Source organism: Luteimonas terricola, assembly GCF_004352845.1.
In the GTDB taxonomy this organism is placed as follows: domain Bacteria; phylum Pseudomonadota; class Gammaproteobacteria; order Xanthomonadales; family Xanthomonadaceae; genus Luteimonas; species Luteimonas terricola.
The window spans coordinates 1-21,973 of the sequence record NZ_SJRX01000005.1 but is presented as its reverse complement, the minus strand read 5'-3'; the positions used below and the strand labels follow the sequence as shown (position 1 = coordinate 21,973).

Sequence of the window (21,973 nt, the reverse complement as noted above, 5' to 3'; positions counted from 1 at the left end):
TTCAATCCGCGGATGGGGCCGACCCTGCCAGCTTGGCTTCGGTCATAGTCATCAAGTGGGCGGAACTGCATTTCAGCGCACGGGCGATCTTGAGGATGAGCGGGAGCGTGGGGACATGCTCGCCGCGCTCGATCTTGCCCATGTGCGACCGTTCGATGCCGGCCATGTGGGCCAGCGTTTCCTGAGCGATACCCTGGTTGGTTCTTTCTTCCCGCACGGCGGCCCCAAACGCGATGGCTGGTTCCGCTTCGTAGGTAGTGGTGCCGGTGGGGCGGCCTCTTTGGATCGATCGCTTTTGCATTGCCAAAAGCGTCGAACATGGTCAATATTTAAACCACGTTAAACTTAACTCATTCAACGGTTTCGAGATCAGTTGCGACGAGTTCACCGCCTGGGGAGAGCTGGACGTGGAATCGAGTGACATCACCGCCGAAATTCGCATGGCCGTCCTCGGCGAATGGGTGCCTCCCCAACTCGCCGACGTGCTCGCCCTGCAGCGTGCCGAAGAGCCGGAGACCCATGCCGTCCTGGCCGGATGGACAGATCCCGGTCGAGGCGCGGAGCTGCCGGGCGACGGCTTCGACTTCGCCCTGTCTGCGGCTGCCTGGCAGTGGCCTGGCTGGATATGCGAGCCGCTGTGGCATGACACGCTGGCGGTCGCCGTGGCCAAGCGCTCCCACCTGCTGGCCTACCGTGAAGTGCCGTGCCAGGAAGTGCTCAAGCAGCCCTCGATCTGCTCGCAGTCCACCGCCGATGAACCATGGCGCATGACCGTGCAGCGCGTGTTCGAGAACGCGCTGCAAGAGCGAGAGCAAACGGTGGAGACATTCGACGTGGCGATGACGCTGGTTGCCGCCGGGTACGGGATCGCCATTGCGCCTGCCGCGAGACTGGCGAGCTACCTACGCCGAGGTATCGCCGTGCGGCCGCTGGCGGGCGCACCAACGATCGTGATGGCTTACCTGCTCCGTCGCAACGCTTCCTTGTCGGACACCCAGGCAAGATTCGCCCGCCGCGCGCGCTTGGTGTCCTGACAGACGCGCGGGGATCGCGGTTTCGCCACGATCCCGCACCTGTTGCTAGGCAGCCCCGACTCGTTGCGGGGTCCATTCGCTTTCCTTCACGGCTGTGCTCACGGCCATGACGAGCTTGTCGAGATTGCTGGCAGTCACACCCTCCAGTGCCGAACGCTCCCGCAGCATCGAGCGCGGTTGCAGCAGTGCATGGTAGATCTGCCAGGGGTCCGCACCCCTGGTCAGCTTCAGGACGGACTGGATCAGCTCGTGCTTGTGTGGGTCGAGGTGCCAGTCCGGCACGCGCTGGCCGCGGTTGCCTACGTTCAACGCCAGCAAGTTGCCCGCCTTGATCTCGTAGCTGATCCATCTGCGGGATTTGCCCGCCATCTTGGCAAACGCAGCGACGGGGAGGTTGTGCGGCGCTTCGAAGACATCGAACAGCTCCATCCTCTCGCGCTGAATGTCCGAAGGCACCAGCGGCGCGGCCGATCGAGGGGGTGGAACCGCCGGCAGCCGATGCGCGGCGGCAGAAACCAACGGCATGGCGTCACCCGGCTTCGTCACGAGCAGGATTGGCGAAGCGGCAACCGGCGTGGAGGGTGCGCTTGCGGTTTGCTCACTCGGGAATGCGGGCACGCCTTCCAGATGCACGGTGAGCGGCATGCTGGCCGCCTCGACCTGGCTCTGCTCGAAGAGGTCGAGTCGATCGGCCCAGTCCTGCATCATGCGACGACGCTGCTCCACGTACTCGGCATGGTTGTAGGTCGCGCTGACCTTGTTGGGATCGACATGCGAGAGCTGCGCATCCACCCAGACCTTCGGGTAGCCGATCTCGTTGAGCGCAGTGGACATCGTGCCACGGATACCGTGTCCGGTCAGGCGTTCCTGATAGCCCATGCGTTTGAGCGCACCATTGAGCGTGTTCTCGCTGATGCGCTTTTTCAAGTCGCTGTCGTGCCGGAACAGGTAGCGCTGCGCCGGCTTGAACTCATCCAGCAGGTGCCGGACGATCTCCACGGCCTGAATCGACAGCGGCACGATGTATGGCGGGATGTCCTTCGGCTGCTGCCGCTTCTTGCGCATATCCACCTGGAGTTGCTTCACGACGTCGGGCGGGATGATCCACAGCCCACGGTCCAGGTCGAATTGATCCGGCATCGCCTGTCGCAGCTCTCCGGTTCGCACGCCGGTCAGCAGCAATAGCCGCAGCCCGAGCTGGGTCTGCCGCCTGCCGCGATAGCTGCGCAGCCTCTGCAGCAGCTTTGGCAACTCGGCCATGCGCAGGAACGGGTTGTGGTTGACGGGCGGCAGTGGCAGCGCCACCACGTCGAGATCGGAGGCAGGGTTCTGCTCCAGGCCCGGCACGATCACCAGTGCGTAGCGGAACAGTTGGTTGAACCACGCCCTGACTTTCTCGGCGACGGAGAGCGCCCTGCGTTTCTCGATTCTGGCGATCACCTCCAAGAGGTCGGGACGCTTGATCTCATAGATCGACCGCTTGCCCAAGGTCGGCAACACATCCTTGTCGAAGATGCGCGGAAGTATCGAGAGGGTCGTCTGCCGGCCTTCCTTGAGGCTGAGCCCGCGATGCTTGAGCCACTTGCGATACACCGCCTCGAAAGTGTTTTCGTCGGCGAGCCGGACAGCGGTGCGCTTCTGCTTGCGGTGAACGCGAGGATTGATGCCTTTGGCCAGCAGGGCGCGGCCGTCATCGCGTAGGCTGCGGGCCTCTCGAAGCGTCACCTCCGGGTAGGTGCCGAGCGACATCCGCTTCTGCTTGCCCGCCCAGTAGTAGCGGAAGTGCCAAGTCCTGCCCCCTGCCGCCGTGACGGCCAGGGAGAGGCCATCCAAGTCAGGGAGGGTGTATGCCTTGCCAGTTGCCTTGGCCTGTCGAACGGCCAGGTCTGAGAGTGCCATGCTCTTGCTCCTGAACATGAGTCAGGAACCAGATACTGGTCACGTCGACCTCGCCCCTCCATCAACAATCCGGAATCAGCCGCGCCCTCAAAAATGGACTTGTTTATGGACTCAAAAGTCCCGGCTGTAGGCGGATCGCAGTGGACCACGGCAGAACGTCAAAGAGAGGAAAAGTCTTTGTGTGGCAACGACTTGCAGACTCTCTTGGACTTCTGCGGAAGTCCGCAGATTGATGCAGTGGAGCGGGCGAAGGGAATCGAACCCTCGTCAGTTGCTTGGGAAGCAACAGCTCTGCCATTGAGCTACGCCCGCACGAGGCGGCCAGTCTAGGACCTGGCCGCCGGACTTGGCAACGCCGCGCGGGGCCACCCGCGCGGCGCCTGGCCGCTCAGAAACCGGCGCCGACGCTGGCGAACACCATGGCGTGCTTGCCGCCCTTCTGGCCGTTGTTGAGGCTGGCGCCGATGTTGGCATCCATGCCGAACAGGCGGGTGCGCGCGCCGAAGGTCAGGGTCACCCAGGACTGGTCGTATTCCACGCCGGGCACCGCATAGGGCAGCGAGCCGGCGATCGACTGCGAGCGGGCGAAGGCCTGGCCCGCCTCGTCCTCGAACTCGCGGTCCATGGTGATCCGCGCGTACGGCGCGAGGTGGTCGTGGATGGTGTAGGCAAGCTGCCAACCCGCGCTGCCGACGGTGGAATCGAATTCCTGGTCGAGATAGGCCAGCGAGGTCGACAGCGTCGGGTCGCTTTCGTTGAAGCCGTCGACCTCGATCCGCTGCGCGACCACGCCCAGCACCGGGCCGTGGCGCATCGCGCCTTCGCCGAACTCCCAGCCGCCCTGCAGCGCCAGCGTGATGTTGCTGCCGTCGGTGGAACCGCTGTGGGTGCGAAGTGCCGGGCCCAGTGGCACCTGGCGCTCGATGTCGAAATCGAGGCTGGTGTAGCTGAGCTGGCCGTTGGCCCACGCGCCCGATTCGCCGGTCCAGCCGAGGTAGCCGCCGATGGACAGTTCGGTCTGGTCCCAGTTGCCGCGGCGCTTGCCCCAGTCGTTGCCCTGCGCGCCGTAGCCGAGGAAGCCGCCGTAGACCAGGCCGTTGTCGCCCCAGTCCATGCCGACGGTCAGCGCCGGGCCTACGCCGTCGTAATGGTCACCGTGCGCATAGCGCTGGAAGTCGCCGCGCAGGTCGGTCCACCAGCGCGAGCCGGAGGCGTCGCCGCGGCCTGCCAGCTGCGCGCCCACGCGCGCGGCGCGGTTGCGCCCGGTGCCGGCGGCCGAATGCGGCAGCACCGCCATCTGTCGCGGGCCTTCGATCGCGGCCAGGGCCAGGTCGGCCAGCGCGCGGTGGGCACCGCTGGCCGGATGCACGCCGTCGGCGAACAGGTAGGTCTGCGGCGCATCGGGGCTGACCAGGCTGGTCGGGTTGCAGGTCAGCGACTGCGCGGTGATCTGCGGCATGCAGGCGGTGCCGGTGACGTTGCTGATGCCGAACGCCGCCGGATTGGCCGCGATTTCGCGCAGGAAGCTGAAGGTGTCCACCGGGATCACGCTCAGGCCGTTGGCGGCCAGGGCGCCGAACAGGGCGTCGTTGTACATGGTGGCGAGCGCCGTGCCCTGCGCCTGCGCACCCGGACCCTGGGCAATCTGCGCCGGGGTCAGTCCCAGGTCGGGCGTATTGGGCACCAGCACGTAGCGCGCGCCGGCGGCCTGCAGGCTGCCGATGATGCCCACCTGCGCCGCCACCGCGCCGCCGATGATCGCCTGGGCGTTGCCCGGGTCGGCCGCGACCGCGAACAGGTCGTTGGCGCCGCCCCAGACCGTATACAGCGCATCCGGGTCGGCGCGGCCGCCATTGGCGGCAAGGTAGCCGGCCGCCTGCGTCGCCAGCGAGGGCGTGAAGCCGAGGGCGCCGTTGGCGTCGACGCCCATCCGGGCGCCGCCGGCGGCGTGGTTGTCGCCGGCCTGGCCGTTGCCGTTGGCGCTGGCATCGGTGCCGTAGTGCAGCGCCAGCCACTGCGCCCACACCAGCCCGGGATTGGTGGTGAACTGGCCAGTGACCGCCTGCACTTCCGGCGGCAGCAGCGGCCGGAAGTAGCCGGCGTCCGTCAGGCTGTCGCCGAAGAACACCGTCTGCGAGAACGGCTGCTCGTTGGCGGCAGCGGGAAGCACGGCCAGCGCGAGCGCGGCGGCCAGTGCGGTACGGACGGTGCGGGACTTCGACATCGAGTGCTCCTGGGGGACGGATCGCGGCGCGGTCGCCGGTCATGAAGCCGTCATCGTTCCATGCCGGGGGCGGCGCGCTCAATGTGCACTGCCGCATGACCGGGTTTCGGCCCGGCATGCAATCGCACCGGCGGCGGGCGACAATGGCGCCATGGACATCATTCTCAACGGCGAGCCGCAGGCCCTGCCCGGCCCCTGCACCGTCCTCGCCCTGCTCGAAGCCCGGGATCTGGCCGGGCGCAAGCTGGCGGTGGAGGTCAACGGCGCCATCGTGCCGCGCAGCCAACATGCCGAACACGCGCTGAAGGACGGCGACCGGATCGAGATCGTGCACGCCCTGGGAGGCGGCTGAACGGCATCGGTTGCGCAATAATGGCGCAATGACCAGCCAACACACCCAGGGCGACGATCCCCTCGTCATCGCCGGCACGCCCTTCCGTTCCCGCCTGCTCACCGGCACCGGCAAGTTCAGGGATCTCGAAGAAACCCGCCTGGCCACCGAGGCCGCGGGCGCCGAGATCGTCACCGTGGCCATCCGCCGCACCAATATCGGCCAGGATCCGAACGAGCCCAACCTGCTCGACGTGCTGCCGCCGGACCGCTACACCATCCTGCCCAACACCGCCGGCTGCTACACCGCCGAGGAGGCCGTGCGCACCCTGCGCCTGGCCCGCGAGCTGCTCGACGGCCGCACGCTGGTGAAGCTGGAGGTGCTGGGCGACAGGAAGACCCTGTATCCGGACGTGGTGCAGACCCTCAAGGCCGCCGAGCTGCTGGTCGCCGAGGGCTTCGACGTCATGGTCTACACCTCCGACGACCCGATCCTGGCCAAGCAGCTGGAAGAGATCGGCTGCGTGGCGGTGATGCCGCTGGCCGCGCCGATCGGCTCCGGCCTGGGCATCCAGAACAAGTGGAGCCTTCTGGAGATCGTCGACAACGCCAAGGTCCCCATCATCGTCGACGCGGGCGTGGGCACTGCGTCCGACGCCGCCATCGCGATGGAGCTGGGCTGCGACGGCGTGCTGATGAACACCGCGATCGCCGGCGCCCGCGAACCGGTACTGATGGCGCACGCGATGAAGCTCGCCGTCGAAGCCGGCCGCGCCGCCTTCCGCGCCGGCCGCATCCCGCGCAAGCGCTACGCCAGCGCATCCTCGCCGGTCGACGGCCTCGTCGGCTGATGACGCGCGCCTCGTGACCGACCCGTTCTCCAGTCCCGGATCGAAGGCACCAGCCAAGCCCTTCACCATCGAGGACGGCCACCGCCGCGTGCGCAGCTTCGTGCTGCGCCAGGGCCGCTTCACCCCGGCGCAGCAGCGTGCCTTCGACGCCCTGTGGCCGCGCTTCGGCCTGGACTACGCGGGCGCTCCCCGCGATTTCGACGCCAGCTTCGGCCGCGGCGCGCCGCGGATCCTCGAGATCGGCTTCGGCAACGGCGAAGCGCTGCGCTACTCGGCCGCACATGACCAGGCGCGCGACCACATCGGCATCGAGGTCCACGCCCCCGGCGTCGGCCGGCTGCTCAACGCGCTGGCCGAGGATGGCGCCGACCACGTCCGCCTCTACCACCACGACGCGGTGGAGGTGCTGGAGAACGAGATCGCCGACGCCAGCCTCGACGAGGTCCGCATCTACTTCCCGGATCCCTGGCACAAGAAGCGCCACAACAAGCGCCGGCTGGTGAACCCGGCCTTTGCCGCGCTGCTGGTGCGCAAGCTCGCAGCCGATGGCCGCTTGCACCTCGCCACCGATTGGCAGGACTATGCGGAGCAGATGTGGGACGTGCTCGACGCGACGGAAGGACTCCGCAACCGCGCTGGGGAGCGCGGCCACGTTCCGCGGCCCGAGTGGCGGCCGCAGACCCACTTCGAAAGCCGCGGCCAGCGCCTGGGCCACGGCGTGTGGGACCTGCTCTACGACAGGACCGGGGACTAGACGCAGCACATGGACACGCTCGCACTCACCACCGACATGAAGCTCGTCCTCGGGCTGGTGGCGCTGGTGATGGTGCTGTTCCTGTTCGAGCGCGTGCGCGCCGACCTCGTGGCCCTGGTGGTGCTGGTGGTGCTGGGCCTGACCGGCCTGGTCGCGGCCGAGGACATCTTCAGCGGCTTCTCGTCGAACGCGGTGATCAGCATCATCGCGACCATGATCCTGGGCATGGGCCTGGATCGCACCGGCGCGCTCAACCGCCTGGCCGCGTGGCTGATGCGCCGGTCGAAGGGCGAGGAAAAACGGCTGCTGCTCTACACCTCGGCGGTCGCCGGCATCAACTCGTCCTTCATGCAGAACCCGTCCGTGATGGCGCTGTACCTGCCGGTGGCCTCGCGCCTGGCCTCGCGCACCGGCCTGCGGCTGTCGCGCTTCCTGCTGCCGATCTGCGCCGCGATCATCATGGGCGGCTCGCTGACCATGGTCGGCAACTCGCCGCTGATCCTGCTCAACGACCTGCTGGTCGCGGCCAACGCCAACCTGCCGTCCGGCGTGGCCACGCTCGAACCGCTGCCGATGTTCGCCCCGCTGCCAATCGGCCTCACCCTGCTGGTGATCGCGCTGGCCTACTTCCACTTCTTCGGCGACAGGCTGCTCGGCCGCGGCGGCGAGAGCGACGGCAGCGTGACCCCGGCGCGCACCCAGAGCTACTTCGCCCGCGCCTACGGCATCGAGGGCGACGTGTTCGAGCTCACCGTCAGCGCCGACAGCCCGCTGGTGGGCATGGCCCTGGGCGAGGCCGAGAACGTCCACGGCGCACCGCTGCTGCTGGCGCTCAAGACCGGCAACGACTCGCGCCTCGCGCCCCCGGCGGACGCGCGCATCTGGGTTGGCAGCGTGATCGGCGCCATGGGCGCGCGGCAGCAGGTGGCCGATTTCGCGCAGAACAACATGCTGCGCATGTCGGGGCGGCTGCGCGAGTTCGGCGACCTGTTCAACCCCAGCCGCGCCGGCATCTCGGAAGCCGTGGTGCCGCCGACCTCGAAGTTCATCGGCAAGACCTCGGCCGAGCTCGCGCTGCGCAAGAACTACAGCATCAGCCTGCTGGCCGTGAACCGCGACAAGGAGGTGCTGCGCGAGGACATCCGCAACCTGCCGCTGCGCGCCGGCGACATGCTGGTGCTTCACAGCATCTGGCAGGACCTGGCGCTGACCGCGGCCAACCGCGATTTCGTGGTGGTCACCGACTTCCCCAAGGGCGAGCAGCGGCCGCACAAGTTCAAGGTGGCGATGGCGATCTTCGCGGTCACGATCCTGGTCGCACTGGGCTCCGACCTGCCGACCTCGGTCGCGCTGATGACCGGCGTCGCCGGCATGCTGGTCTGCGGCGTGCTGAAGATGGACGAGGCCTATTCGGCGATCAGCTGGAAGACCGTGTTCCTGATGGCCTGCCTGATCCCGCTGGGCTGGGCCATGGACACCAGCGGCGCCGCCGCCTGGATCGCCGGCCACACCATCGAGCAGTTGCCCGACGGGCTGCCGGTGTGGGTGATCCAGTTCACCGTGGCCATGCTCACGGCGACGTTCTCACTCGTGATCAGCCACGTCGGCGCGACCATCGTGATGGTGCCGCTGGCGATCAACCTGGCGCTGGCCGCCGGCGGCGACCCGACGTCGTTCGCCCTGATCGTGGCGCTGGCGGCCTCGAACAACCTGGTCACCTCGTCGAATCCGGTGGTCTCGATGGTCACCGGCCCCGCCGACTATTCCTCGCGCGACCTCTGGCGGGTGGGCTCGGCGCTCTCGGTCGCCTACCTGCTGGTGGTGGTGACGATGGTGAACCTGATCTTCTGACTCAGGCCAGCCAGACCGCGCCGTCGCGCACGTCCACCGCCACCGCGCGCAGCGACTCGCCGCGGCAGGGGCCGGCCTCGCACACGCCGCCCACGGTCTCGAAGCTGGCGCCGTGCACCGCGCACACCAGCAGCCCCTCCTTCGATACCAGGAAGCGGCCCGGCGCCCAGTCCAGGCGGCGCCCCGCGTGCGGGCAGACGTTGAGCCAGGCGCGCACCGCGCCGGCACCGTCGCGGTGGACGATGATCGACTCCGCGCTGCCGTCGACCTCCGCCTCGCCTTCGGCGAAGCCGCCCGGGGGCAGGTCGTCCAGCGCCAGCAGCGGCGCCTCCGCCGCTCCGGTTAACGCTTCACTTACATCTTCGGGCACCATCGGTCCGATACTCGTCCCATCACCAAGACTTCACATTCTGGCACTTCCGCATGATCAACCGCAGCTTCCGCCACGTCCACGCCCGCTTCGATGCCAGCCAGTTCGGCGCCATGTTCGCGCCGCGCAAGCCCAGGCATCCGTTGATGCGGCTGGCCGTGGGCCTGCTCGGGCTGGCGCTGCTGGCCGTGCTGCTGGTGCTCGGCGTGGTGGTCGGCACGGCGATGCTCGCCGTCGGCCTGGCGCGCCGCCTGCTGGGCCGCCGCGCCAAACCGCAGGCGCACACCGGCAACGTGGTCGACGCCGAATACCGCGTCGTCGACAAGCCCGCGCACACGCTGCCCTACTGACCATGTCCGACGTGATCCCCGCGCCGGCGCCGGTCCGCGTGCCGGTCCGCGGCGGCGGCAGCTTTCCCGTGCGCCGCGTGTACTGCGTGGGCCGCAACTTCGCCGACCACGCGCGCGAGATGGGCGCGCAGGCCCCGGCCTCGAAGGCCGAGCGCGGCACGCCCGTGTTCTTCATGAAGCCGGCCGACGCCGTGGTCACCAGCGGCACCGTCCATTACCCGCCGGCCACCGCCGACCTTCACCATGAAGTCGAACTGGTGGTGGCGCTGGGCCGCGACGCGCCCGACGGCCTGCTGGACCGTGATGCGGCGCAGGCCCTGGTGTTCGGCTACGGCGTCGGGCTCGACCTGACCCGGCGCGACCTGCAGGGCGCCGCCAAGAAGGCCGGCCTGCCGTGGGATACCGGCAAGGGCTTCGACGAGTCCGCTCCGCTGAGCGAGCTGGTGCCGGCCGCCGACATCGGCGAACTGGCGCCGCGGCGCCTGTCGCTGGCCGTGAACGGCCGCGAACGCCAGGCCGCCCCGCTCTCGGACCTGATCTGGGACGTGCCCGACATCCTGCACGAACTCTCGAAGCTCTACGCACTGCGCGCAGGCGACCTGGTGTTCATGGGCACGCCTGCGGGCGTGGCCGCCCTGTCGCCCGGCGACGAATGCGAAGCGCGCCTGGACGATGCCATCGTCCTGCGCTGCCGGATCGCGCCGCCGGGTGTAGGCTAGGCCCGCCTCCACCGCCAACCAGGGAGAAACGCGATGGGCATGATGAGTGAGTTCAAGGAATTCGCGATGCGCGGCAACGTCATCGACCTCGCGGTGGGCGTGGTCATCGGCGCGGCCTTCGGCAAGATCGTGACCGTGCTGGTGGACAGCGTGATCATGCCGCCGATCGGCTGGCTCATCGGCGGCGTGGACTTCTCGGAGCTCGCCTACACCCTGGAGGAAGCGGGCGTGGACGCGGCTGGCGAGGTCGTGCCTGCGGTGGCGATCGGCTACGGCGAGTTCATCAACGCGCTGATCCAGTTCATCATCGTCGCCTTCGCGATCTTCATGGTGGTCAAGGCGATCAACCGCCTCAACCGCAAGCCCGAGGAAGCGCCGGCCGCGCCGGAAGAGCCGTCCGAGGACGTGATGCTGCTGCGCGAGATCCGCGATTCGCTGAAGAGGTAAGTCCGCCCCGCAGGGCAGGACTTGTCGCACATCGGTACGGGGCCGCGGGTTGCTAAGCTCGCGGCCCCGTCCTTTTTTACAGCGGAGCGTCATGCGCCTGGTCCCGATGTTGCTCGCCGCGGCGGTTGCCGCCGCCACCTTTCCCGCTCCGGCCCGTGACGCCGCCGCGGACGCCACGCCGGCCGGTGCCGAAACCCGCATCCCGGATGCAGCCATGGCCCTTGCCGGCCAGCTGCGCGACACCGCGCTGGCCAGCAGCCTGGCCTGGGACATCACCGAGTCGCTGACCACCGAGATCGGGCCGCGCCTGGCCGGCAGCGAGGCCGACGCGCGCGCGGTGGAATGGGCGAAGGCCAAGTTCGCCGAGCTCGGCTTCGACCGCGTCTGGACCGAACCCGTCACCTTTCCAAAGTGGGTGCGACGCAGCGAACGCGCCGACGTGCTGGGCCCACACGCGCAGCCGCTGGCCTTGACCGCGCTGGGCGGCAGCCCGGGCGGCACCGTGGAGGGCGAGATCGTGCGCTTTGCCGACCTCGCCGCGCTCGAGGCCGCACCCGCGGGTTCGCTGGCCGGGAAGATCGCCTTCGTCGACTACCGGATGGAGCGCGCGCGCGACGGCAGCGGCTACGGCCCGGGATCGCGCGTGCGCAGCCGCGGGCCCTCGGAGGCGATCCGCGCCGGCGCCATCGGCTTCGTCATGCGCTCGGCGGGCACCGACTCGCATCGCAACCCGCATACCGGCATCACCCGCTTCGACGAGGGCCTGGAGCCGGTGCCGTCCGCGGCGCTTGCCGTGCCCGATGCCGACCAGCTCGCCCGCCTGCTCGCGCGCGGTCCGGTGCAGCTGCGCCTGGCCCTGGACTGCGGCTGGGACGGCGAATACACCTCGCAGAACGTGATCGGCGAAATGACCGGCAGCAGCCTTCCGGACGACGTCGTGCTGATCGGCGCCCACCTCGACTCCTGGGACCTGGGCACCGGCGCGGTCGACGACGCCGCCGGCATCGGCATCACCATGGCCGCGGCCGTCCATGTCGCCGCCCTCGAGCGACGCCCTGCGCGCAGCATCCGCGTGGTCGCCTTCGCCAACGAAGAGCAGGGCCTGCACGGTGGCTACGCCTACGCCGACGCGCACGCCGCCGACATCGCCCGCCACCAGATCGTGGCAGAGAGCGATTTCGGCGCCGGGCGCATCTACGCCTTCAACACCAGCGCATCCGCGCACGCCGAAGCCGCCGAGGCGCGCATCGCCGAGGCGCTGGCGCCGCTGGGCATCGAACGTTCGGACGCGGGCGGTCCCGGCCCCGACCTCATTCCGATCACGCGCAAAGGCGCGGCCTGGGCCTGGCTGGGACAGGACGGCACCGACTACTTCGACCTGCACCACACGCCCGACGACACCCTGGACAAGATCGACCCTGACGCGCTTGCGCAGAACGCGGCGGCCTATGCTGTGTTCGCCTGGCTTGCGGCCGAGGCGGAAGGCGACTTCGGAAGCGCACAGGTGGCCACGGCAGCGTCGGACTGAAGGCGGCGGCACCGCGCCATCAGCTTCATCGGCGCGGTGCGCAGGCAACGGCAGGCGACGGCACCCCGCCCGCGCCGCGCATCCAGCCGGTCCATTCCTGCGCGCCGGGACGCAGGCGCATCGCCAGCCCGGACACCGTGCCGTCACCGTCCACCAGCAGCAGGCGTCGGCACGGCGCGTCCGTCACCAGGCGCAGCCGCCGGCCATCGGCCCCAAGCCTGTTGGCCACCACGGCCACCTCCTGCGCGCCGGGCGCCGGAAGACGCGGCGCATCCGCCGGCAGCTGCCGGCCGAGCCACCGCGCCTCGGGCCATGCGAACACGGCAACGCCTGCCTCGCGCGCGACTGGCAGCGCCCGGGCGAGCTCATCAAAGACGGTTTCGCCCAGCGCAAGATCCGGCTCGACCACGCCCACCGCAGCAGCCATCGCAGACTGCTCGGCGACCGTTCGCGCCTTGGCACCGAGCACTGCCATCCAGGCCTGGCTTGGCAGCAGCAGCAGCGCCACCAGCACCGTACCCGCCAGCGCCCGCCTCCCGTGACGCGCACCTGCCGCCGTGGCCAGTAGCAGGCCGGCCCAGAACAGGCTCGACCACACCACGTAGCGCGGGGCCAACAGCTGTCCGGGATGGGCCTGGAAATAGTCCAGCCTGACCAGCACGATCATCGCCCCCACCGCGATGGCGAAACAGGCAGTGCCGATGCCGGCGTACATCGCAAGGCTGCGCGTGCGCCATGCGCGCCCGGCCAGCAGCCCGAACCAGGCCAGGCCCAGCAGCCCGGCCAAAGCCTGCGGCCACGGCGCCGCCAGCGCCGGACCGAAGGCGGAGCGGTATCCTTCCGCGAGCGCCTGCGCCGGGACCCGCGCCGCCGCCGCCGGCAGTTGCGCGGCAACGTCGGGATCCAGCAGCGGCCACGCCGCGTAGAGCAGCGGACCCGCCAGCCAGGCCAGCAGCATGGGCAGCTGCTGCAGCGGCGCCAGCCGGGCGCCATCACCACTGCCGCCGCCGAGCTGCAGAAGCAGCAGCGAGACCAGCAGGCCCGCGGACAGCACGGCCCACTGTCGCCAGCCACCACGCCGCAGCCACAGCACCGCGGCAAAGCCCGCATAGCAGGCGATGCCGCTGCCGAACGAGAACGTCGCCGCGAGCCCGCAGAGCGCCGCCGCGCCCGCTCCCCCGGCAAGGCCGCGCCCACGCACCAGCGCGTGCAGGCCGATCGCGAGGAACAGGGTGACGAAGTAGGCGTGCACCGACTCGTTGCCGTGGCCCAGCGCGCGCACGTTGCCCAGCCAGAACAGGCCGAGCACGACCGCAAGCAGGCCGGCGAGACGCGCCTGCGCGGAGGCGAAGCCGCGGATCAGGTGCCAGTACACGAGCAGCGTCGCCAGCGCCAGCACGATGCCGGCCAGCACCTGCAGCCCCTGCCCGGCATCGAACAGCCGCAGGTCCAGCACGCGCACGATGTTCGGCAGCACTTCGTGGTGGCCGTTGTCGGACACCAGGACGTCGCGGGGGAAGGATTCCCCCAGGAAGCGCGCCAGGTGGCGCCAGCCGTCCGCATACGGCACCCGCGGCGCCAGCAGCCACATCGCGAGCACGCCGGCCGCCGCATACAGCAGCACCAGGACGCGCGCCGCGAGCGACAGGACGCTTTTGCCAGCGCCTTCCCCCCCCGCCGTTTGCCGCATCAACGCGCCCGGTACCACTGTGCCAGCAGCACGGCCGTGGCCGCGGCCACGTTGAGGCTCTCCACCGCGCCCGTGCCCGGGATCGACAAGCGCAGGTCGCAGGCTTCGGCGAGCGCCGGCGACATGCCTTCGCCCTCATGGCCGAGCACGTAGACCAGGCGCTGCGGAAGCGCCGCGGCGAACGCATCGTCGCCGCCTTGCACCAGCGTCGCCGCCAGCGCGAAGCCGGCACCGCGCAGCTGCGCGATGGCGTTGTCCTCGCGGCCCAGGCGCACCAGCGGCACGGCTTCCGCGCCGCCCTCGGCCACCCGCGCCGCCGCACCCGACAGCTGCAGCGGCGAATGCTTCGGCAGCAGCACCGCGGCGCCGAAGTTCGCCGCCGAGCGCAGGATCGCGCCAAGGTTGTGCGGGTTGCCGACCCCGTCCAGCCACAGCGCGCAGGCCGGGCCTTCGCCAAGGTCGCCGAGCCACGCGGTGAGCGGCACCGGCGCCTCGCGCAGCACGTCGGCGACCACGCCCTCGTGGTGGCTGCTGGCCGCCAGCTTCCGCAGGTCGTCCTCCTCGACGACGCGGTAGCCGACGCGATTGGCCACGCACCACTTCAGCAGCGGCTGCAGGCGCGGGATCAGCGCCTCGGCCAGGTACAGCTTGCGGATCGCCGCCGGGCGGCGCGCGAACACGGCCTGCACGGCGTTGAAGCCGTGCAGGCGGACCTCGTCGGGGGCTCCGGCCCTGGCCATCGCGCGCCTACTTCTTCCGCACCCAGAAGGCGGCGTTGCGGATGCCCAGCGCCTCCGGGTCGAAGGTCGGATCGCGCCCTTCCTTCCTCTGCCGCTCGTAGTCGCGCAGGGCCAGCAGCGCCGGCTTCTGCAGGATCAGGATCGCGACGATGTTGAGCCAGGCCATCAGCCCCACGCCGATGTCGCCCAGGGTCCAGGCCGCGCCGGCCGAACGCACCGCGCCCAGGATCACCGCCACCAGGATGGCGATGCGCAGCACCAGGGTCATCCACGGCCGGTGCACCTTGCGGTTGATGTAGGCGATGTTGGTCTCCGCCATGTAGTAATAGGCGACGATCGTTGTGAAGGCGAAGAACAGCAGCGCCAGCGCCACGAAGCCGGCGCCGTAGCCGGGCAGTACGGATTCCACGGCCGCCTGCGCGAAGCCCGGGCCGGCCTCGATGCCCGGCAGCGCCTCGACCAGCATCGTGCCGTCGGGCGTGCCGACGTTGTACATCCCGGTCGACAGGATCATGAACGCCGTGGCCGAGCACACCAGCAGCGTGTCGACGTACACCGAGAACGCCTGCACGTAGCCCTGCTTGGCCGGATGCGAGACCTCCGCGGCCGCGGCCGCGTGCGGCCCGGTGCCCTGCCCGGCCTCGTTGGAATAGATGCCGCGCTTGACGCCCCACTCCACCGCCAGGCCCAGCACGGCGCCGAAGCCGGCCTCCATGCCGAAGGCGCTGCGGAAGATCAGCGACACCATCTCCGGCACCTGTTCGACGTTGAGCACCAGGATCACGAAGGCCACCAGCATGTAGGCCAGGGCCATGAACGGCACCACGAACTCCGCGAAGCGCGCGATGCGCTTGACGCCGCCGAAGATGATGAAGCCCAGCGCCAGCACCACGCCGGTGGCGGTCACCGTGGGCGCGATGCCCCAGGCGTTGTCCATCCCTGAGGCGATGCCGTTGGCCTGCACGCCCGGCAGGAAGAAGCCGGTGGCGACGATGGTGACGCCCGCGAACAGCCACGCGTACCACTTCTGCCCCATCGCCTTTTCGATGTAATAGGCCGGGCCGCCGCGATACCGGCCTTCATCGTCTTTTTCCTTGTAGATCTGCGCCAGCGTGGACTCGACGAAAGCCGTGGAGGCGCCCAGGAAGGCCATCACCCACATCCAGAACACGGCGCCGGGGCCGCCGAACGCGATCGCGGTGGCCACGCCGGCGATATTGCCGATGCCGACCCGGCCGGAGAGCGACATCGCCAGCGCCTGGAACGAGGACACGCCCGCCGCGGACGATTTGCCCGACAGCAGCAGGTGGACCATTTCCGGTACGTGGCGGATCTGCATGAAGCGCGTGCGGATCGAGAAGTACAGCCCCGCACCCAGGCACAGCGCGATCAGCGCCTTGCTCCAGATGAGGCCGTTGAGGGTTGCAAGGAACTGGTCCAAGGGCTGGCTCCGGTGATGGACGTCGATGCACCGGCGGCAGGCAGGTCCCGGCCGGAACCGGCCCGATTCTCCACGATCAGCGCCGAAACGCGAAACGGCCGCGCGCGCGGCCGTGTCCTCAGGCGAGGCCGCCGACGCTGGGGACCTCGCGCTCCTGGCGCTCGAGCTCGTGGGCGACGGCCTCGGGCGAGCGCGTGAACGGCGCCAGCAGGATGTAGACCGCCGGCACCACGAACAGCGACAGCAGGGTGGAGAAGGCCACGCCAGCAATCACCACCACGCCGATGGTGGCGCGGCTGGCCGAGCCCGGGCCACCGGCCAGCACCAGCGGCAGCGCGCCCGAGGCGGTGGCGATCGAGGTCATCAGAATCGGGCGCAGGCGCACGCTGGAGGACTCGACGATGGCCTGGGCCACGTTGCGCCCCTCGTCGCGCAGCTGGTTGGCGAACTCGACGATCAGGATGCCGTTCTTCGCCGCCAGTCCGACCAGCATCACCACCCCGATCTGGCTGAAGAGGTTGAGCGTGCCCCCGGTCAGGGCCAGGCCGATCAGCGCGCCGAGCACGCCCAGGGGCACCGTCAGCATGATCACGAACGGATGCACGAAACTCTCGAACTGCGCCGCCATCACCAGGTAGACCACCAGCAGCGCGAGGGTGAAGGTCAGCAGCACGGCGCCACCGGCCTTCTGGAACTCGCGCGACTCGCCCTTCCAGCCCACCTGGGCATAGTCGGGCAGCTCGGTGCGTACCACGTCGTCCAGGAACGCCAGCGCGTCGCCCATCGGGAAACCGGGCGCCAGGCCCGCGCTGATGGTGATCGCGCGCATGCGGTTGAAGCGGTTGAGGCTGCCGGCCTCGGCAAGCTCGCTCAGGGTGACCAGGTTCGACAGCGGCACCAGGTCGCCGCTGCGCGCGCGCACCTCGATCGCCGCAAGGTCGGCGGGCTCGGCACGCCCGGAGCGCCCTGCCTGCACCAGCACGTCGTACTCCTCGCCGTCCTGCACGAAGGTGGTGACGCGACGGCTGCCCATCATCGTCTCCAGCGCGCGACCGATATCGGTGACGCTGACGCCGAGGTCGGCGGCACGCACGCGGTCGATGATCACCCGCATCTGCGGTCGCGTTTCCTTGTAGTCGGAATCGACCGAGAAGAAGCCCGGATGCGCCTCCATGCGCTGCATGACCACGTCGCGCCAGCCGGCGATCTCTTCGTACTCGGGGCCGCCGAGCACCAGCTGTATCGGCTGCCCGCGGCTGCCGACCAGACCACCGCCCACACGCGGCTGCGCCCGGACGCCGCTGAGCGTGTCGAGTTCGGAGCGCAGCGACTCCGCGACTTCGGCGGTGCTCTGGTCGCGCTTGTTCCAGTCTTCGAGGAAGACGATCACGTTGCCGGTGTGCATTTCCTCGCTGGCGCCCCAGCCACCCGGCGCGCGGGTGTTGTAGCGGAGGATCGCGCTGCCTTCCTCGGCCACGCGCGCGGCGAACACCTTCTCCACTTCCCGGACCTGCTCCACGGTGTAGTCGTAGCCCGCACCCTCGGGGCCGACGATGGAAACGAAGAACGAGCCGCGGTCTTCCGCCGGTGCCAGCTCCGACGGCACCACCTGCAGCAGGCCCCAGGCCGACGCAAGGCAGGCCAGCATCACCAACGCCACCCCGGCCAGCGTCCGCCGCGGGCGCAGCCCGGCCATCCAGGTCACGCAGCGCCGGTACGCCCCGGTCACGGCTGCGAGGCGCGCGTTGAACCAGCGGTTGACTGGGTTCAACTTCTCCTCGCTGTGCGGGCGCACCATTTTAGAAGCCATCATCGGCGTCAGCGTCAGCGCCACGAAGGCCGACAGCGCCACCGCGCCGGCCAGCGCCACCGACAGCTCGCGGAACAGGCGCCCGGTGTTGCCCTCCATGAAGCCCACCGGCAGGAACACGGCGACCAGCACGGTCGTGGTCGCGATCACCGCGAATGCCACCTGGCGCGTGCCGCGCACCGAGGCCACCAGCCTGGGTTCGCCCAGGTCGACGCGACGCTGGATGTTCTCCAGCACCACGATCGCATCGTCCACCACCAGGCCGATCGCCAGCACGAATGCCAGCAGGGTCAAGAGGTTGATCGAGTAGCCGAACAGCAGCAGCGGGATGAAGGCCGCCAGCAGGCAGACCGGCACCGTCAGTGCCGGGATCAGCGCGGCGCGGAAGCTGCCCAGGAACAGCCAGATCACGATCAGCACCAGGGCGATGGCCTCGGCCAGGGTCCAGTACACGCGCTTGATCGACTCCTCGATGAACACCGTATCGTCGTAGGCGACGAAGATGTCGGTGCCCTCGGGCAGCGTCTTCTGGATTTCCACCGCCGCCGCCCGCGCCGAGCGGGTCACGTCCAGGGCGTTGGCGGTCGAGGTCTTGACAATGCCCAGGCCGATGTTGGGCTGGCCGTTGCTGTGGTAATAGGCGCGACGCTCGGCCGAGGCCAGCTCGATCTCGGCGACGTCGCCCAGGCGCACCACGTAGCCGTCGTCGCCCTTGCGCAGCGGCATCACCTCGAAGTCGGCCGGTTCGACGTAGCTGCGCTCCACGCGCAGGGTGAAGTCGCGGCTGCCCGACTCGATGCGGCCAGCGGGAAGCTCGACGTTTTCCGCGCGCAGCGCGGCCTCGATGTCGTTGGGGGTGATGCCGCGCGCGGCCATCGCCGCGCTGTCCAGCCACACGCGCATGGCGTAGCGCTGGCGGCCGCCGATACGCACCTGGGCGACGCCGTCCAGGCTCGAGAGGCGGTCGACGATGTAGCGGTCGGCGTAGTCCGACAGTTCCAGGGTGTCCATCGACACCGAGCTCATGTTGAGCCAGATGATGGTGTCCGAGTCGCTGTCGGCCTTCTCCACCTCGGGCGGGTCGGCCTCGTCGGGCATGCGGTCGGCGACGCCGCTGATGGCGTCGCGGACATCGTTGGCGGCGGCCTCGATGTCGCGGGTGAGGGTGAACTCCAGGGTCACCGACGCTCGCCCGTTGCGGCTGCGCGACTGCAGGGTCTCGATGCCCTCGATGCCCGACAGGGCGTCCTCCAGCACCTGGGTGACACGGGTCTCGACCACCGCCGCCGAAGCGCCGGGATAGTTGACGTCGACGGAGACGATCGGCGGGTCGATCGCAGGCAGCTCGCGCAGGGTCAGCCGCGAGAACGCCATGATGCCGATCACCATCAGCATCAGGCTCATCACCGTGGCGAACACGGGGCGGCGGATGGAAAGGTCGGACAGCAGCATGGCTCAGCCCTCGCCGGGTCCGCCGGCCTCGTCGGTGTCGACGACGCCCGGACCGGCTTCGACGATCGGGCTGCCGTCGCGCAGCTTGCCGGTGCCGTCCACCACGATGCGGTCGCCGGGCTCGATGCCGCCGATGATCTCGGCCAGGCCGCGCGCACGCGAACCGATGCCGACCACCACCTGCTCGACCGTGTCGTCCGGCCTGACCCGGTAGACGAAGGACTCGCGGCCCACCTGCACCACGGCGATCTCCGGCACCATCAGCGCATCGCGCTCGGCGCGCTCGAGTTCGATCTGCATCAGCATGCCCGGGCGCAGCAGGCGCTCGGGGTTGGCGAAGTCCGCGCGCACGCTGAAGGCACGGCTGGTCGGATCGACGCGCGAACCGACGTTGCTCACCACGCCTTCGAAGCCGCGGTCTTGCCAGGCGGTGCTGGTGCCGGTGATGCGCTGGCCTTCGGCCACGTGCGACAGGTGCGCTTCGGGCACCGGGAAATCGACGTAAACCGAAGACAGGTCATCGAGCGTGGCGATCACCGTGCCGGGCGTGATCAGCGCACCCGGGCTGACCTGGCGGATGCCGAGCACGCCGGCGAAGGGCGCGCGGATCACGCGGTCCTGCAGGTTGGCCTCGATCTGCCGCACCTGGCCCAGCGCGCTGTCGCGCGTGGCGCGCTGGGTGTCGAGCGTGGCGCGCGCAATCAGTTGCTGCGCGGCCAGCTCCTGCTGGCGCTTCAACATGCTGTCGGCCTCATTGGCGGTGGCGCGCGCCGCAGCCAGCGCCGCGTGTTGCTGCTGGCCGCTGAGCGTGACCAGCGGAGCATCCGCGGCGACGAGGTCGCCACTGTCGAAATGCACGCGCTCCACGACCTCGCTGACCTTCGCCGTCACCTCCACCGACTCGCGCGCCTGCACCGTGCCCAGCGCGCGGATGCGGTCGTTGAACGGCTGCACCGCAACCGTGGCCGTGGTGACCACCACCGGCGACGGGCCGCCCTGGCCGCCCGCATCGCCCTCGGCGCCGCAGGCCGCGAGGGCCAGGGCAAGCACGATGGCGCAGCAGGCCCGGAGGCTTGGGCTGGAGATCGGGGCGGGGACTTCGGGCATTGTCTGTGGGGCGACGGAAAGGTGAAGCGCTCAATTCTATCGACACCATGTGTCTGCGACGTATGCCATCAGGCCCGGACATGGAATGCGGCATTCCGGTCAACCTGTGGCGCCCTCGTGCGTTACGGCGCACTCTGGGGCCGCCGCGGGCCCGGCCGGCGGTACGTCCCCCACACAACCAGGACGACCCCATGATCCACGAAAGCATCCTCGACACCATCGGCCGCACCCCTGTAGTGCGGCTGCACCGCCTCGCACCCGAGGGCGTGGCGCTGTATGCCAAAGTCGAATCCTTCAACCCCGGCGGCTCGGTCAAGGACCGACTGGCCCTGGCCATCATCCTCGATGCCGAGCAGCGCGGCCTGCTGAAGCCCGGCGACACCGTGGTCGAAGCGACCTCGGGCAACACCGGCGTCGCCCTGGCCATGATCTGCGCGGCGCGTGGCTACCCCTTCGTGGCCACGATGGCCGAGAGCTTCTCCGTCGAGCGGCGCAAGCTGATGCGCGCGTACGGCGCCAGGGTCATCCTGACCCCCGCCGCCGAGCGCGGCACCGGCATGGTGCGCAGGGCCAAGGAACTGGCCGACGAGCACGGCTGGTTCCTGGCCAGCCAGTTCGCCAACCCGGCCAACCCGGCATACCACCGCAACACCACGGCCGCGGAGATCCTGCAGGACTTCGCCGGCCGCCGGTTCGACCACTTCGTCACCGGCTGGGGCACCGGTGGCACCCTCACCGGCGTCGGCGAGATGCTCAAGCTGGCGCGGCCGGACGTGGAGGTCGTGGCCGCGGAACCAGCGGTGGCGGCCCTGCTGCAGGGCGCGGAATTCACGCCGCACAAGATCCAGGGCTGGACCCCGGACTTCGTGCCCGAGGTGCTCAACCGCGAGATCGCCGACCGCGTGCTGTCGGTGACCGATGACGTCGCGATCGCCACGGCGCGCAGGCTGGCGGCGGAGGAAGGGATCTTCGCGGGGATCTCGGCGGGCGCGACCGTCGCGGCGGCGCTCGACGTGGCCAAGGGTGCGAAGGACGGCGCGGTGATCCTGGCGATGCTGCCGGATACGGGCGAGCGCTATTTCTCGACGCCGCTGTTCGAGGGAGTATCCGAGGGAAGTGATGACGAGTGGTTGGCAGGGTTGCCCTGACCGTCAGTCGAAAAAGTTCATCTCCCAACTCCGGGGAAGCGGTTTCGACGAGGTGTCTGCTTCTTTCGTTACGCCTCGCCGTGACCTGGAGGGCCCCGTCGCGGCCGGGAGGCCTTCGCGGCTTCGCCCCCGGCATCCGCCTGGCGGCGGATGCCTCCTCCTTGACTTCCCCGCGAAGGCCTCCGGGCCACGACGGGGCTCGGCTTCGGCTGCAGATGCGCGTGCCCG

The 21,973-nt window shown here is 69.6% G+C and carries 19 protein-coding genes and 1 tRNA gene; 10 read left to right on the top strand and 10 right to left on the bottom strand.

Going from position 1 to position 21,973, the window contains the following annotated elements:
- Position 1 precedes the first annotated feature (1 nt).
- Positions 2-301 carry a helix-turn-helix domain-containing protein gene (locus tag E2169_RS09655; protein WP_042928622.1) on the bottom strand — a complete coding sequence of 100 codons (300 nt, stop codon included), beginning with the start codon at positions 299-301 and terminating at the stop codon, positions 2-4.
- A gap of 106 nt (positions 302-407) precedes the next feature.
- Between E2169_RS09655 and E2169_RS09650 the strand changes: the two genes are divergently transcribed.
- The gene (locus E2169_RS09650) at positions 408-1,034 is read left to right on the top strand and encodes a substrate-binding domain-containing protein (RefSeq protein ID WP_042928621.1); all 627 of its coding nucleotides are present in this window, start codon (positions 408-410) and stop codon (positions 1,032-1,034) included.
- Between the two features lie 45 nt (positions 1,035-1,079).
- Here the strand turns inward: E2169_RS09650 and E2169_RS09645 are convergent, their stop codons facing one another.
- The 3 genes from E2169_RS09645 to E2169_RS09635 form a co-directional block, all read right to left on the bottom strand.
- Positions 1,080-2,933: a tyrosine-type recombinase/integrase gene (locus E2169_RS09645; RefSeq protein WP_132986424.1), complete on the bottom strand. Its 1,854-nt coding sequence runs from the start codon at positions 2,931-2,933 to the stop codon at positions 1,080-1,082.
- Between the two features lie 238 nt (positions 2,934-3,171).
- Positions 3,172-3,245 (bottom strand) — tRNA-Gly (locus E2169_RS09640).
- A 76-nt stretch (positions 3,246-3,321) separates the two neighbouring features.
- On the bottom strand, positions 3,322-5,157 hold the full coding sequence (locus tag E2169_RS09635; protein ID WP_132986423.1) for an autotransporter domain-containing protein: 1,836 nt from the start codon (positions 5,155-5,157) through the stop codon (positions 3,322-3,324).
- A gap of 151 nt (positions 5,158-5,308) precedes the next feature.
- Here E2169_RS09635 and thiS point away from each other — a divergent pair, with 151 nt between their 5' ends.
- Genes thiS through E2169_RS09615 form a run of 4 tightly spaced genes read left to right on the top strand, consistent with a single transcriptional unit; the run spans position 5,309 to position 8,943 of the window.
- The gene (gene thiS / locus E2169_RS09630) at positions 5,309-5,509 is read left to right on the top strand and encodes a sulfur carrier protein ThiS (RefSeq protein WP_132986422.1); all 201 of its coding nucleotides are present in this window, start codon (positions 5,309-5,311) and stop codon (positions 5,507-5,509) included.
- 28 nt (positions 5,510-5,537) lie between these two features.
- Positions 5,538-6,338, top strand: coding sequence for a thiazole synthase (locus tag E2169_RS09625; RefSeq protein ID WP_132986421.1), 801 nt, complete (start codon positions 5,538-5,540; stop codon positions 6,336-6,338).
- A gap of 13 nt (positions 6,339-6,351) precedes the next feature.
- On the top strand, positions 6,352-7,092 hold the full coding sequence (gene trmB, locus E2169_RS09620) for a tRNA (guanosine(46)-N7)-methyltransferase TrmB (RefSeq protein WP_132986420.1): 741 nt from the start codon (positions 6,352-6,354) through the stop codon (positions 7,090-7,092).
- 9 nt (positions 7,093-7,101) lie between these two features.
- Complete coding sequence (locus tag E2169_RS09615; RefSeq protein WP_132986419.1) at positions 7,102-8,943, top strand: SLC13 family permease; 1,842 nt, start codon at positions 7,102-7,104, stop codon at positions 8,941-8,943.
- A 1-nt stretch (position 8,944) separates the two neighbouring features.
- Here the strand turns inward: E2169_RS09615 and E2169_RS09610 are convergent, their stop codons facing one another.
- On the bottom strand, positions 8,945-9,316 hold the full coding sequence (locus tag E2169_RS09610) for a Rieske (2Fe-2S) protein (protein WP_132986418.1): 372 nt from the start codon (positions 9,314-9,316) through the stop codon (positions 8,945-8,947).
- 50 nt (positions 9,317-9,366) lie between these two features.
- Between E2169_RS09610 and E2169_RS09605 the strand changes: the two genes are divergently transcribed.
- The 4 genes from E2169_RS09605 to E2169_RS09590 all read left to right on the top strand — a co-directional run bounded on the left by E2169_RS09605 (position 9,367) and on the right by E2169_RS09590 (position 12,357).
- On the top strand, positions 9,367-9,663 hold the full coding sequence (locus E2169_RS09605; RefSeq protein ID WP_132986417.1) for a hypothetical protein: 297 nt from the start codon (positions 9,367-9,369) through the stop codon (positions 9,661-9,663).
- A gap of 2 nt (positions 9,664-9,665) precedes the next feature.
- A complete protein-coding gene (locus E2169_RS09600) occupies positions 9,666-10,382 on the top strand; it encodes a fumarylacetoacetate hydrolase family protein (RefSeq protein ID WP_132986416.1) in 717 nt (238 codons plus the stop codon).
- Positions 10,383-10,415: 33 nt separating this feature from the next.
- The gene (mscL, locus tag E2169_RS09595) at positions 10,416-10,829 is read left to right on the top strand and encodes a large-conductance mechanosensitive channel protein MscL (RefSeq protein WP_132986415.1); all 414 of its coding nucleotides are present in this window, start codon (positions 10,416-10,418) and stop codon (positions 10,827-10,829) included.
- Between the two features lie 106 nt (positions 10,830-10,935).
- Positions 10,936-12,357, top strand: coding sequence for a M28 family peptidase (locus tag E2169_RS09590; protein WP_370465149.1), 1,422 nt, complete (start codon positions 10,936-10,938; stop codon positions 12,355-12,357).
- A gap of 25 nt (positions 12,358-12,382) precedes the next feature.
- Here E2169_RS09590 and E2169_RS09585 read toward each other — a convergent pair whose 3' ends face one another.
- From E2169_RS09585 to E2169_RS09565, 5 genes are all read right to left on the bottom strand, one after another.
- Positions 12,383-13,981, bottom strand: a complete 1,599-nt coding sequence (locus tag E2169_RS09585; protein ID WP_132986413.1) for a hypothetical protein — start codon at positions 13,979-13,981, stop codon at positions 12,383-12,385.
- Between the two features lie 65 nt (positions 13,982-14,046).
- Complete coding sequence (locus tag E2169_RS09580; protein ID WP_370465150.1) at positions 14,047-14,859, bottom strand: TrmH family RNA methyltransferase; 813 nt, start codon at positions 14,857-14,859, stop codon at positions 14,047-14,049.
- Positions 14,795-16,228, bottom strand: a complete 1,434-nt coding sequence (locus E2169_RS09575) for an alanine/glycine:cation symporter family protein (RefSeq protein ID WP_132986411.1) — start codon at positions 16,226-16,228, stop codon at positions 14,795-14,797. Before E2169_RS09575 ends, E2169_RS09580 begins: the two co-directional genes overlap by 65 nt.
- A 118-nt stretch (positions 16,229-16,346) precedes the next feature.
- Positions 16,347-19,490 carry an efflux RND transporter permease subunit gene (locus E2169_RS09570; protein WP_132986410.1) on the bottom strand — a complete coding sequence of 1,048 codons (3,144 nt, stop codon included), beginning with the start codon at positions 19,488-19,490 and terminating at the stop codon, positions 16,347-16,349.
- Between the two features lie 3 nt (positions 19,491-19,493).
- Entirely contained in the window at positions 19,494-20,597 is a 1,104-nt protein-coding gene (locus E2169_RS09565) for an efflux RND transporter periplasmic adaptor subunit (RefSeq protein ID WP_132986409.1), read from the bottom strand.
- A 191-nt stretch (positions 20,598-20,788) separates the two neighbouring features.
- On the opposite strand from E2169_RS09565, the gene cysK reads away from it, so the two are divergent.
- Positions 20,789-21,745, top strand: coding sequence for a cysteine synthase A (gene cysK / locus E2169_RS09560; protein ID WP_132986408.1), 957 nt, complete (start codon positions 20,789-20,791; stop codon positions 21,743-21,745).
- Positions 21,746-21,973 lie beyond the last annotated feature (228 nt).